This window comes from Streptomyces sp. NPDC005931, assembly GCF_042871235.1.
Classification (GTDB): domain Bacteria; phylum Actinomycetota; class Actinomycetes; order Streptomycetales; family Streptomycetaceae; genus Streptomyces.
In genome coordinates, this window is record NZ_JBIAIG010000019.1 from 50303 (window position 1) to 62234 (window position 11932).

An 11932-nucleotide genomic window follows, 5' to 3' on the forward strand; every position below is an offset into this window, starting at 1 on the left:
GGGCCCGGACGTTGTCGCCGCTGCCGATGCCTCACTGGAGGCGGGGCTCCGGTTCCTCTTCCTCCTCCTCGGGGAGCTTGACGTCGCTCACCGCGATGTTGACCTCGACCACCTCGAGACCGGTCATCCGCTCCAGGGCCGTGACGACGTTCTCGCGCACGTCCTTGGCCACGTCGGCGATGGACACGCCGTACTCGACGACGATCTCCAGGTCGATGGCGGTCTGTACCTCACCGACCTCGGCCTTCACACCTCGGGTCACCGACTTGGTGCCGCCCGGCACCCGGTCGCGCACGGCCCCGAAGGTCCGGGACAGGCCGCTGCCCATGGCGTGCACGCCGGGCACGTCCCGTGCGGCGAGCCCGGCGATCTTCTCCACGACGCCGTCGGCGATGGTGGTGCGGCCGCGGGTCGCGGGATCGCCTCCCCCGCGCCGGGTGCCCTGCCCGCCCCTGCGCGCGGAGCTCTCCGACAGGCTCTTCTCGGTCTCGGAGGCCCTGGTCGAGGCCCCTTCCGTCATGTCAGTCATCGCCGTACGTCCCTTTCGGTCGTCCTTGTTCACCACGGTATGCGCGGTTGCGTGGTAGCGCGCCAGGTATACGGCAGGCTGGAGGAATGACGGCGGACCGATGGACGCAGACAGTGCGACAGCAGTTGGGGCTGGGCAGGCTCCTGCCCCTGGGCGGCCCGCGCGACGGCGCGTGGATCGCGGAACGTGCCGCCCGGAAGGTCCTGCGGCGCGCGGTGGCACAGGACGCGGCGGGCGTACGCCTGGGTGCCGTACGCATCGCGCCGGCTGACCCGGAGGAGACGCAGGCCCCGGTCGTGCCGCTGCCACCGAGCGCTTTCCCCCCGTGCGCGCTGCGCCTGACGGCGGACTTCGCGGCCACCCTCTCGGAGCCCCTGCCGACCACGGCCTCGCGCCTGCGCGCGATCCTGTCCCGCACGGCGGCGGAAGGCCTGGGTCTCGCGGTGACGGAGGTGGACCTGCGGGTTGCGGAACTACTGGACGACGGGGAGGCCCCGCCGCGGGGCGGGGAGAACGACGGGCCCGACGCGGGCGCCGGACCGGAGGAGAGCGCCGGACCGGAGGAGAGCGACGGGCCGGAGGAGGGCGACGGGCCGACAGGGGGCGGACGGTCGGGCGTGGGGGGTGACTCCGACGAGGAGCGGATCGCCGCGGCGGTGCTCGCGGTGCCCGGGGTGACACGGCTCCCGGGCACGCTGGGCCGTCCGGTGCACGTGACGGAGCGGCCGGACGCGGCCGGGCCCGCCCTCCCCCGCCGGCACGCCCGTGTGCATGTCGCGGTCCGGTCGGACCACCGCCCCCTGGACGTGGCCCGGGCGGTCCGCGCCGCGGTGGCCGAGGCACTGCCCGACCGGCCGACGGCGGCGGTCCTGGTCACGGCGATCGACTGACGGCACGCCGGCCGACGGCCCGCCCGGCCGGCACACCACCCACGCACCCCGTGGACAGGTCGTGCCGGCCGCGGCGGTCACCCGACCGTGGTCGGCCGGGCCGACCACGGTGGACTGGCCGTGCGGGACGGGTGACGGCTACTCGCCGAGTCCCGCCAGATCCCGCAGGCGGCGAGCCTGGGACGCCCGTTCGGCCGCCCGCTGTTCCTCGTAGGTGCGGGACCGGGCGCCGCGGAGCAGGGTCTTGGTCTCGATCACCGCGTCACGGGGCGCGGCCACGAGTGCCGCAGCCAGGTCGCGGACCGCCGCGTCGAGTTCGGCGGCGGGCACGGCGAGGTTGGCCAGACCGGTGTTCACCGCCTCCTCGGCGGTGACGAACCGCCCCGTCACGCACATCTCCAGCGCGCGGGCGTACCCGACGAGCCCGACGAGCGGGTGCGTGCCGGTCAGGTCCGGGACCAGCCCGAGGCTGGTCTCGCGCATGGCGAACTGCACGTCGTCCGCGACGACGCGCAGGTCACAGGCGAGGGCGAGCTGGAATCCCGCCCCGATGGCATGCCCCTGCACGGCCGCGACGGAGACGATGTCGTTGCGCCGCCACCAGGTGAACGCCTCCTGGTACTCGGCGATGGTCGCGTCGAGTTCGGTGTCGGCGCTGCGCGCCAGGTCGAGGAACGAGGGTTCGCCCTCGATTCCGTCGGGCGTGAGCATCTGCCGGTCGAGCCCCGCGGAGAAGGACCTGCCCTCACCGCGCAGCACCACGACCCGGACGGAGCCCGGCAGCAGCCGGCCCGCCTCGGTCAGCGCCCGCCACAGAGCGGGGCTCTGCGCGTTGCGCTTGGCCGGGTTGGTCAGCGTCACCGTGGCGATCGCGTCGTCGACGGTGAGCCGTACGCCGTCCTTGTCGAGTACCGGACCGAGGTCCTGGGCGGGCGAAGCCATGGGGCGCCTCCGATGCGTGCGGTCGTGTGGGCCGTGCGACGGGGTCGGACCCGTCCTGCGGCACAGCCAAGTGACTGCACAGTAACCACCCGCCCGGACGGACACCCGACCGGGTGGTCACCATCGACGTCGTGGGGCGCCCCGGGGTCAGGCCGAAGCGGCCTTCTTGCCCCGAGTCGCCCCGCCACGCCCTCGCAGCGTGACGCCCGACTCGCTGAGCATGCGGTGCACGAAGCCATACGAGCGGCCGGTCTCCTCGGCCAACGCCCGGATGCTCGCACCGGCGTCGTACTTCTTCTTCAGGTCTGCCGCGAGCTTGTCGCGCGCGGCGCCGGTCACCCGGCTGCCCTTCTTCAGAGTCTCGGCCACCCGTGCCTCCTCATGGGAAGTGCGCTCTGGTCTCCTCATGATCACCCCTCCCGGGCCCGATGGCCACCCATTCGGCAAGGTCCGTGAGACAAGGTTGTGACGACGGGAGCGCGTCCCCACATCCGGAATCAGGGATTCCACACTTCTCCGTCGGTACCGCCGAACGGGTTCCGGGGTGAAGTTCCAGGTCAGAAAGACGCGGCGGCCGAGCCCTCCGCCGTGGAGGACTCGGCCGCGAGTTCGTTGTACGACACACCTCGGGATGAGGAGATCTCACACAGATGGTGGATCACGGATCGGCCGAATGATCCATACGCAGTGGATCACGCCTTCGGCCGGGCCCGGGCGTCAGGCCAGGGCGACCAGGTCCGCGTAGTCGGAGCCCCACAGGTCCTCGACACCGTCCGGCAGCAGGATGATCCGCTCCGGCTGGAGCGCGTCGACGGCGCCCTCGTCGTGGGTGACGAGTACGACCGCGCCCTTGTAGGTGCGCAGCGCGCCGAGGATCTCCTCGCGGCTGGCCGGGTCGAGGTTGTTGGTCGGCTCGTCGAGCAGCAGGACGTTGGCCGAGGACACCACGAGGGTGGCCAGGGCCAGGCGGGTCTTCTCGCCGCCGGACAGGACCCCCGCGGGCTTGTCGACGTCGTCGCCCGAGAACAGGAACGAGCCGAGCACCTTGCGTACCTCGACGAGGTCGAGATCGGGCGCGGCGGAGCGCATGTTCTCCAGGACGGTGCGGTCCGGGTCCAGGGTCTCGTGCTCCTGGGCGTAGTAGCCCAGCTTGAGCCCGTGGCCCGGGACGACCATGCCGGTGTCGGGCTGCTCGACGCCCGCGAGCAGGCGCAGCAGGGTCGTCTTGCCGGCGCCGTTGAGGCCGAGGATGACGACCCGGGAGCCCTTGTCGATGGCCAGGTCGACATCGGTGAAGATCTCGAGCGAGCCGTACGACTTCGACAAGCCCTCGGCCATCAGCGGGGTCTTGCCGCAGGGCGCGGGCTCGGGGAAGCGCAGCTTGGCGACCTTGTCGGACTGGCGGATCTCCTCCAGGCCGGACAGCAGCTTCTCCGCGCGGCGGGCCATGTTCTGCGCGGCGACGGTCTTGGTGGCCTTGGCGCGCATCTTGTCGGCCTGCGCGTTGAGCGCGGCGGCCTTCTTCTCCGCGTTGGCGCGTTCCCTCTTGCGGCGCTTCTCGTCCGCCTCGCGCTGCTGCTGGTAGAGCTTCCAGCCCATGTTGTAGACGTCGATCGCCGCGCGGTTGGCGTCCAGGTAGAACACCTTGTTGACGACCGTCTCGACCAGGTCGACGTCGTGGGAGATGACGATGAAGCCGCCGCGGTAGGTCTTGAGGTAGTCGCGCAGCCAGATGACCGAGTCGGCGTCGAGGTGGTTGGTCGGCTCGTCGAGCAGCAGGGTGTCCGCGTCGGAGAACAGGATCCGGGCCAGTTCGATCCGGCGGCGCTGACCGCCGGAGAGGGTGTGCAGCGGCTGGCCGAGCACCCGGTCGGGCAGGTTCAGCGCGGCGGCGATGGTGGCGGCCTCCGCCTCGGCGGCGTACCCGCCCTTGGTGAGGAACTCGGTCTCCTGGCGCTCGTACTGCCTCAGCGCCTTCTCGCGGGTGGCGCCCTGGCCGTTCGCGATGCGCTGCTCGTTCTCGCGCATCTTGCGGATCAGCACGTCGAGGCCGCGGGCGGAGAGGATGCGGTCGCGGGCGAGGACGTCGAGGTCGCCGGTGCGGGGGTCCTGGGGGAGGTAGCCGACCTCGCCGGACCGGGTGACGGTGCCGGCGGCGGGCATGCCCTGTCCGGCGAGGACCTTGGTGAGCGTGGTCTTCCCGGCGCCGTTGCGGCCGACCAGACCGATGCGGTCGCCCTTGGCGACGCGGAAGGTGGCGGACTCGAGGAGGACGCGGGCACCGGCGCGCAGCTCGATGCCGGAGGCGGAGATCACGGACAGACTCCTGGGCGGGGTCGGTGGCGGGATGGGCGGCTGAGGACGTTCCCGCCGTCTAATGCGCGAGGAGAATGGCCATGGGGGCCAGTCTACCGGGGCCGTGCAACCACTTTTCGGGCACGGTGCCGTTGTCGGTGGGCGGTGCCAGACTGGTCGGCAAGTGGACATCGGGGGGTCTCCGGCTGCGGACACGAGGAAGTGATCGCCATGGCAGGCACGGGCGGTGGACGGCCCAGCATCTTCCCCACGCTGCTCTACACGGACGCGAAGGCGGCGATACGGCAGCTCACCGAGGCCTTCGGCTTCACGGAGCTGTCCGTGTACGAGAGCGAGGACGGCTCGGTGCTGCACGCGGAGCTGGTCCAGGGCAACGGCGCGGTGATGCTGGGGTCCAGGGGTCGCGGCGGGGTGTTCGACACGGCGATGAAGGACGCGGGCCCGGCGGGGGTGTACGTCGTGGTGGACGACGTCGACGCACACCACCGGCGAGCGGTGGAGCAGGGCGCGGAGATCCTCATGCCCCCGACGGACCAGGACTACGGCTCGCGCGACTACATGGCCCGGGACCTCGAGGGCAACATCTGGAGCTTCGGCACGTACGCACCCGAGACCGGCACCGGGGCCTGAGCCTGCCGGGCGGCCGGCGGGCCGGCCCGCGGCCTCGGCCCGGTGCCGTCAGCCCCCGGTGTGCACCTGGAAGGCGGCGCGGCGTACGGCCTTCGCCAGGGCCGGGTCGGGGTGCGCGGCGGCGAGGGCGACCAGGACCTGCACGGTGCGCGGGTGGCCGACGGCGCGGACCTCCTGGAGCAGCGCGGGCACGGTCGGCTGGACCGCCGACTCCAGGTGCCGCACCAGCATCGGTGCCTCGCCGTGGTCGGCGACCGCCGCCGCGGTGTCGACCCACAGCCAGGTGGCCTCCTCCCGGGTGAGGACCTCGTGGGCGTCCTCGGGGTCGGCGCCGTCGTGCTCGGCGAGCCACAGCAGGGCGTAGGGCCGCAGCGTCGGTTCGTCGAGCACGGCACGGACCTCGGGCTCGGCCGGGGCGCCGACGACGCGCAGCGCCTCGAAGGCGAGGCCGCGCAGCAGGGCGTCCTCGCCGCGGGCGGCCTCGATCAGCTCGGTGACGGCGCTGCCGACGGGCCGGGCGGCGAGCCAGGCGCGGTACTCGGCGCGGGCGGCGTTCGGGCGCAGCTGGGCGCAGCCGCGGAGCATGTCCTCGGCGCCCTGTTCGATGTTCCCGGCGGGGCTCTGCGCGGCCACGCAGATCTGCTCCAGCTTGACCCACACGGCCCAGTTGCCGAGCGGGGTGAGCGTGGCCTGCCCGGCGCCGTAGGTGAGGGCGCCGACGGAGGCGAGGGCACGCAGGGCCCAGTCGAGCAGCGGCTCGAGGGGGGCGTCGGCGGGCCGGGGTTCGACGAGTGCGGGGCGGGCCGGTGCCTGGGCCTGGTCCTGTGCCTGGGAGGCGGCCACGCGGGGCGTGTAGTCGATCTCGCAGCGCTCGGTGCGCAGTTCGGTGACCCGCTGCTGGAGGAGGTCGAGGAGCTGTTCCACGGGGACGGGGCCGGCGGAGAGCTGGAGGAAGGAGAGCACCTGCGGCATGGCCGAGACGACCTCGGCGACGGCGGCGGGTTCCTGGTCCTCAGGTTCCGGCAGGGCGAGCGACCATGCGTCGAACAGGGCGACCCAGCCGCGCAGTACGGCGCTGTCGTCGCGGTTCCAGGCGCGCAGTCGCCAGCCGGGGCGGGCGCTGTCGCCGTGCACCTCGACGAGGCCGGCCAGGCGGGCGGTGTCCCAGTCGGCGCGGACCTGATCCGGGGTCAGGCCCAGCTCGCGGGCCGCCCGTTCGGCGGTCGCGTCGGAGAGGGTGGCCTTGCCGTCGGCGATGGCGCGGCCCCGGCCGGGCCCGAGGGCGGCGTCCGCCCAGCGGGCGACGCGGGCCGCACCGGCCAGACCGGAGCGCGCCATTCTGGCCAGCTCCGGCGGGGCCGGGGTGCCCTCCGGGGGCCGGGGCGCGGGGCGGCGCGAGCGCCGCTGGTTCACCGCTCCGGGGGAGGCGGCCAGGGGTCGCGGGCGGACGAGTCGAAGCCTGGAGTCGCGCGGGATACGGGACGTCACGGGTGCAGTCTTCCGGTTGACGGTCCGAAAACCCAAACGGAACCTCACGGGGGGCCAGGGAGACGGCCAACGCAGGGGCCCCGGCAGGCGACTGAGGGGCGAAAACAGGCCAGGCTCCCGACACGAAACGGAATCCTCGGGGCGGACCGCCCGGTTCCCCTCCGGCACGGGCGTCCGCGGGACAGGGACGCCTCGGACAGGTGGGCGCCGACGAACTCGCACGGCAGGTACCGGGCCGCGTCTGCGCGGACGGTCTCGCGGGGGCCTGGACAGGGGGTGGCGGGCAGGTGTGCGCGAACGGTCAGGAGTCGACCCGGACGGACTTGCACGGGCAGGTCTGCGCGAACGGTCACGAGTGGGCCCGGACGGGCGTTCACGGGGAGCTCACGCAGACGGCCACGGGTGGGCCCGGACAGGGGGCGGCGGGCAGCTGCGCGCGGGCGGCGAGGGATGCTTCGGGCTGCGGGTCGGGGCAGCGTTCGCGCGGATGATCACGGGTGGGCCGAGGGCGGTCACGGACGGGCGGTGCCGGGCGGCCCGTCGGGGGCGGACCGGGCTGGCTCTCCGGCTGGCGGGGTCGGACGGCGGTTAGGGGGGCCCTGGTGGACGGGGCCGAGCGGGGCGCGACGGTTTCGGTCCGTGTGGGTGGACGGTCCGCGTCGGCCGTCCGCGTGGTGCGGGTGTCTCCGCGCGGGACGGGCCCTCCGAGCCGTGCACCCCCGACGGTCCCCTCCGAGCCGCGCGCACCCCCTGGTGGGCCCCTGCCGCCTGCCGTCCGCCGTTTCCGCGCGTGGTCGCGCAGGCGGCAGGCGGCAGGCGGCAGGCGGGGAATGTTCACGCTCGGCGCCGGAGCCGTCCGGTCCGTTCGCGCTCCGCGGCGCGGGTGGGCAGGGGGTCCGGGGCGGCGGGCGTTCGCGCCGGGACGTCACATGAGGGGGGTCAGGAAGCGCCGCAGGGCCTCTTCGTAGGAGTCCGGGTCGGCGTTCCACATGGCGGCGTGCGGAGCGCTGGTGACGGTGTGCAGGATGACGGTGTTCGGGTGGGCCTCGGCGAGGCGGCGGGAGAACAGCCAGGGGGCCACCGTGTCACCGGGGCCGTGGAGGATGAGCGTGGGGATGCTGATGCGCGCCAGGTGGACGGCGTCGGCGCGGCGGTCGCCGTACAGACCGGTGCGGCCCTGTGCGGCGCGGACCGCCAGCGGCAGCAGTGCGCCCGGGGTGCGACGGGCCGCGGCGAGGGCGCGCAGGGTGGCCTCCCAGCTGAGCACCGGGGAGTCCAGGACCAGTCCGGCGACGTGCTCGCGGACCCCCGAGCGGGCGGCGGCGCGCAGCGCCATCGTGGCACCGGTGGACCAGCCGTACAGGACGACCTGCCGGGCCCCGGAGGTCAGGGCGTAGCGGATCGCGGCGTCGAGATCGCGCCACTCCGTCTCACCGAGGTGGTTCAGGCCGTCCGGCGGGCGTGGTGCGCCGACGTCACCGCGATACGCGGGGGCGAGCACCGGGAAGCGGTGGCGGTGGAGGAACTCCATGACGTTCAGGGCATGCTCGCGGGTGGTGCCGAGGCCGTGCACCGTGATGACCCAGGTGTCGCGGGCCCCCGGCAGGAACCAGGTGGGCAGGGAGCCGAGTTCACTGGGGATGTCGATGTCGTCGTGCGCCAGGCCGAGGGCGCTGCCCGGGTCGCCGACGTACAGGTTCGGGGTGAACCAGGCCCGGTCGCCGCGCTCCGGCGTGCCCCGCGTGACGCGTTCCAGGCGGCGTACGACGGTGTCGGCGGAGTACGCGGCACCCGCCAGGACGGGTCCGACGACCGCGTGGAAGCCCTCGCCGGCGAGGCCGTACCGGCCGGGGCGCAGCGCGGCGAGGTCCCGGGTGAGGGTGATCTGCCCGGCGGCGGTGCCGTGCACCGTGAGCCGGGGCTCGGTGGGCAGAGGCCCGCCCGGGGGCGCCTTGAGGGCGGCGTCGCTGGCGAAGCGGCCGGCGGCCACCGCGGCGGCGCCGGCCCCGATCACGGCGGTGACGGCAGCGGCCGTCGCTCTGGCAGTGCGCACGGGTCCAGTGTCGTGTCCGGACGAGCCCCCGGCCAGTGGGCACCCCGGGCCGGGTGATCCGGGCCGGGTGATCCGGGCCGGGTGATCCGGGCCGGGGTGCGCGTGCCGCAGCGCCGCGTCCGCCGCGGCACCCTTCGGCCGTCGCGGGGCACGGGACGCGGGTGTCCCGGTGCGAGTGGGGCGGGGCCCGCCGGAGGTCCGTGCCCGGGGGGCGGGGCCCGTGGGGTGATCCGGCGGGGCGGTGGGGGCGGCGCGGCCCGCGAGTGGTCCGGTGCGCGTCAGCGCCGCTGGCCGTAGGCCCGCAGCCGCTCCCGCACCTCGGCCAGCTGTTCCCCGGACAGGAGCGACGGGGTCAGGCCCGGGACCGAGGACGCGGTCAGCCAGAGGCGGCACATCCACTCCAGCTGGGCGGTGCGGTCGTAGGCCAGGTCCAGCGTGGTGCCGTAGGTCAGGGTGCCGTGGTTGCGCAGCAGGCAGCCGCTGCGGCCGTCGAGGGCCCGGAGCATGTTCTCGGCCAGCTCGTCGGTGCCGTAGGTGGCGTAGGGGGCGACCCGGACGGGACCGCCGAGCGCCGCGGCCATGTAATGGATCAGCGGCAGTTCGTCGACGAGGGTCGAGACGGCCGTCGCGTGTACGGCGTGGGTGTGCACCACCGCGCGAGCGCCGGTGGTGTTGTACACGGCGAGGTGCATGGGCAGCTCGCTGGTCGGGACGAGCGTGCCGCGGACCTGCCGGCCGGTGAGGTCGACGCCGGTCACGTCGTCCGCGGTCAGCCGGTCGTACGGGACGCCGGACGGGGTGACCAGGACGGTGTCCCCGACGCGCACCGACACGTTTCCGGAGGTGCCGACGACGAGTCCGTCGGTGACGGTGCGGCGGGCCGTCGCGAGGAGTTCCGCCCAGGCGCACGCCTCCTCCTCGTTCGCTCGTCCCCGGTGCGCCTCCGCGTCACTCGCACCCGCGTCACTCGCACCCGCGTGGCTCGCGCCCGTCCGCCGCTGCTCGGTCATACCGCGATCCTGCCAGGCGTCCGCCGGAGCGGAGGGTGACCAGTATCTCTTTCAGCCGCTCCACGGATGGCCGAAAATGATCGATGAAGGCGCACAACGGCCCAAACGCGGGCCGATCGCGCGGACCCGCCATCCGGCGGAGCGCCGACCCCCTCTTACGGTCACCGCGATGCCCATCCCAGTTCATCTTCCGTTCACCCTGGTTACCTACGTTCGACCAGCCAATGACCTCGAACGATTGCCTGGGTAAATGGAAAGCTTCTCGCTGATCCTCGCGATTGTGGTGGTAACCGCACTCGCGTTCGATTTCACGAACGGTTTCCACGACACCGCGAACGCGATGGCAACGACCATTTCGACCGGTGCACTCAAGCCCAAGGTTGCGGTGGCCATGTCCGCCGTGCTGAACCTTGTGGGCGCCTTCCTCTCCGTGGAGGTCGCCAACACGATCTCCAAGGGCCTCGTCGACGAGGCCGGCATCCGTCCCGAGGTCATCTTCGCCGCACTGGTCGGCGCGATCCTCTGGAATCTCCTGACCTGGCTGGTCGGCCTGCCGTCCAGCTCCTCGCACGCCCTCATGGGCGGCCTGATCGGCGCCACGGTCGCCTCGGCCGGTCTCGGCGCGGTGCACGGCGACGTCCTGGTCACCAAGGTGCTGATCCCCGCGATCGCCGCCCCGCTGGTCGCCGGCCTCGCCGCCATGTTCGCCACCCGGCTGACCTACCGCATGGGCCGCAAGGCCGACGGCAAGGCCGCCGAGGGCGGCTACCGCGCCGGACAGATCGCCTCCGCCGGTCTGGTCTCCCTGGCCCACGGCACCAACGACGCGCAGAAGACGATGGGCATCATCACCCTCGCCCTGGTCGCCGGCGGCACCCTCGCCCCCGACTCCGACCCGCCACTGTGGGTCATCCTCTCCGCGGGCATCGCCATCGCGCTCGGCACCTACCTCGGCGGCTGGCGCATCATCCGCACCATGGGCAAGGGCCTGACCGACCTCCAGCCGCAGCAGGGCTTCGCCGCCCAGACCAGCGCCGCCACGGTCATCCTGGCCTCCTCGCACCTCGGCTTCTCCCTGTCCACGACGCACTCCGTCTCCGGCGCCGTGATGGGCGCGGGCCTGGGCCGCAGGGGCGGCGTCGTCCGCTGGTCCACGGCCACCCGGATGTTCGTCGCCTGGGGCCTGACCCTGCCGGCCGCCGCCCTGGTCGCGGCGCTCGCCGAGTGGGTCTGCGGCTTCGGCGACTGGGGCACCGCGGTCGTGGCCGTCTTCCTGGTCGCCTCCAGCGCGGCCATCTGGAAGATCTCCCGGCGCGAGGTCGTCGACCACACCAACGTCAACGACACCGACGCCACCGCCGAGGAGCCGCCCGGCGTGGTCACCCAGGCCATCGCCGCCGTGACCCCGCCGCCCGCGGGCACCGTGCCCGAGGACCTCTCGGCCACGATCCCGGCCCCGGCGCCCACCGACCCGGCGGCCCCGCCGGCGAAGACCACCGTCTGACCGCGAACCGGTACGAAGGAAGAAGAGCACCATGAAGATCGACTGGGCGGCCCTCGGTTCCGTCTTCGGCGTCAGCCTCGTGGTCACCGTCGCCCTGGTGGGCCTGTTCACCCTCGGCATCACCGGCCTGTCCCGCCGTGAGCGGGCCGCGGCCCAGGGCCAGAACGCGGCCCTGGCGGTCACCGGCGCCTACGCCTGCTTCGCGGCGTGCGCGGCGGCGGTGGCGTACGGGATCTACCTGATCATGGCCTGATCCGGGTCATATCCGTCCTCTGCGTCCGGCGGGCGGTGCGCGGCTTCGGCCCCGCACCGCCCGTTTCCGTGTCCCCCCGCGCACGCCTGCGCGGGTCCCCCACCCGCGCCCCTCTGTGGGCCTGAGCACACTTCAGCCTCGCAGGTCAACGGCAAGTTGACGGCCGTTCCGGGGGCGTGGTGGACTGCCCGGTGCCAAGTGCGGCGGCAAGGAGAGGAAGCCGGTGGAAGTCCGGCGCGGTCCCGCCACTGTCACCGGGGGTGGACACCCCCCGGGAGCCAGGAACTCTCACCGCCGGTCTCGTCGAACCAGGGCGC

At 73.7% G+C, this 11932-nt stretch carries 11 protein-coding genes and 1 riboswitch; of the genes, 4 read left to right on the forward strand and 7 right to left on the reverse strand.

Going from position 1 to position 11932, the window contains the following annotated elements:
* Positions 1-31: 31 nt before the first annotated feature.
* Positions 32-529 (reverse strand): Asp23/Gls24 family envelope stress response protein, encoded by a 498-nt coding sequence (locus ACFYOV_RS30370; protein WP_389093137.1) that lies wholly within the window; start codon positions 527-529, stop codon positions 32-34.
* An 86-nt stretch (positions 530-615) separates the two neighbouring features.
* Between ACFYOV_RS30370 and ACFYOV_RS30375 the strand changes: the two genes are divergently transcribed.
* The gene (locus ACFYOV_RS30375; RefSeq protein WP_389093140.1) at positions 616-1419 is read left to right on the forward strand and encodes a nucleopolyhedrovirus P10 family protein; all 804 of its coding nucleotides are present in this window, start codon (positions 616-618) and stop codon (positions 1417-1419) included.
* Positions 1420-1557: 138 nt separating this feature from the next.
* Here the strand turns inward: ACFYOV_RS30375 and ACFYOV_RS30380 are convergent, their stop codons facing one another.
* The 3 genes from ACFYOV_RS30380 to ACFYOV_RS30390 form a co-directional block, all read right to left on the reverse strand.
* Positions 1558-2361 (reverse strand): enoyl-CoA hydratase/isomerase family protein, encoded by an 804-nt coding sequence (locus ACFYOV_RS30380; RefSeq protein ID WP_389093142.1) that lies wholly within the window; start codon positions 2359-2361, stop codon positions 1558-1560.
* A gap of 147 nt (positions 2362-2508) precedes the next feature.
* On the reverse strand, positions 2509-2730 hold the full coding sequence (locus tag ACFYOV_RS30385) for a helix-turn-helix domain-containing protein (protein WP_018567695.1): 222 nt from the start codon (positions 2728-2730) through the stop codon (positions 2509-2511).
* 348 nt (positions 2731-3078) lie between these two features.
* Positions 3079-4677 carry an ABC-F family ATP-binding cassette domain-containing protein gene (locus ACFYOV_RS30390; protein WP_389093145.1) on the reverse strand — a complete coding sequence of 533 codons (1599 nt, stop codon included), beginning with the start codon at positions 4675-4677 and terminating at the stop codon, positions 3079-3081.
* A gap of 210 nt (positions 4678-4887) precedes the next feature.
* Here ACFYOV_RS30390 and ACFYOV_RS30395 point away from each other — a divergent pair, with 210 nt between their 5' ends.
* Positions 4888-5307: a VOC family protein gene (locus ACFYOV_RS30395; RefSeq protein WP_389093147.1), complete on the forward strand. Its 420-nt coding sequence runs from the start codon at positions 4888-4890 to the stop codon at positions 5305-5307.
* 48 nt (positions 5308-5355) lie between these two features.
* Here the strand turns inward: ACFYOV_RS30395 and ACFYOV_RS30400 are convergent, their stop codons facing one another.
* From ACFYOV_RS30400 to ACFYOV_RS30410, 3 genes are all read right to left on the reverse strand, one after another.
* Entirely contained in the window at positions 5356-6795 is a 1440-nt protein-coding gene (locus ACFYOV_RS30400) for a hypothetical protein (RefSeq protein WP_389093149.1), read from the reverse strand.
* Between the two features lie 925 nt (positions 6796-7720).
* A complete protein-coding gene (locus ACFYOV_RS30405; RefSeq protein WP_389093151.1) occupies positions 7721-8848 on the reverse strand; it encodes an alpha/beta hydrolase in 1128 nt (375 codons plus the stop codon).
* Between the two features lie 278 nt (positions 8849-9126).
* On the reverse strand, positions 9127-9858 hold the full coding sequence (locus ACFYOV_RS30410; RefSeq protein WP_389093153.1) for a class II aldolase/adducin family protein: 732 nt from the start codon (positions 9856-9858) through the stop codon (positions 9127-9129).
* Positions 9859-10108: 250 nt separating this feature from the next.
* On the opposite strand from ACFYOV_RS30410, the gene ACFYOV_RS30415 reads away from it, so the two are divergent.
* Both ACFYOV_RS30415 and ACFYOV_RS30420 read left to right on the forward strand, forming a co-directional pair.
* Positions 10109-11362 carry an anion permease gene (locus ACFYOV_RS30415; RefSeq protein ID WP_389093156.1) on the forward strand — a complete coding sequence of 418 codons (1254 nt, stop codon included), beginning with the start codon at positions 10109-10111 and terminating at the stop codon, positions 11360-11362.
* A 31-nt stretch (positions 11363-11393) separates the two neighbouring features.
* Positions 11394-11615 (forward strand): hypothetical protein, encoded by a 222-nt coding sequence (locus tag ACFYOV_RS30420; RefSeq protein ID WP_389093158.1) that lies wholly within the window; start codon positions 11394-11396, stop codon positions 11613-11615.
* A 212-nt stretch (positions 11616-11827) separates the two neighbouring features.
* Positions 11828-11903, forward strand: a riboswitch (cobalamin riboswitch).
* The last annotated feature ends 29 nt before the right edge of the window (positions 11904-11932 follow it).

Bases quoted from the DNA above. Each gene is read 5' to 3' on its own strand.
- ACFYOV_RS30420 (WP_389093158.1), top strand. From the start codon at position 11,394: ATGAAGATCGACTGGGCGGCCCTCGGTTCCGTCTTCGGCGTCAGCCTC.
- ACFYOV_RS30410 (WP_389093153.1), bottom strand. From the start codon at position 9,858: ATGACCGAGCAGCGGCGGACGGGCGCGAGCCACGCGGGTGCGAGTGAC.
- ACFYOV_RS30395 (WP_389093147.1), top strand. From the start codon at position 4,888: ATGGCAGGCACGGGCGGTGGACGGCCCAGCATCTTCCCCACGCTGCTC.
- ACFYOV_RS30375 (WP_389093140.1), top strand. From the start codon at position 616: ATGACGGCGGACCGATGGACGCAGACAGTGCGACAGCAGTTGGGGCTG.
- ACFYOV_RS30370 (WP_389093137.1), bottom strand. From the start codon at position 529: ATGACTGACATGACGGAAGGGGCCTCGACCAGGGCCTCCGAGACCGAG.
- ACFYOV_RS30380 (WP_389093142.1), bottom strand. From the start codon at position 2,361: ATGGCTTCGCCCGCCCAGGACCTCGGTCCGGTACTCGACAAGGACGGC.
- ACFYOV_RS30415 (WP_389093156.1), top strand. From the start codon at position 10,109: ATGGAAAGCTTCTCGCTGATCCTCGCGATTGTGGTGGTAACCGCACTC.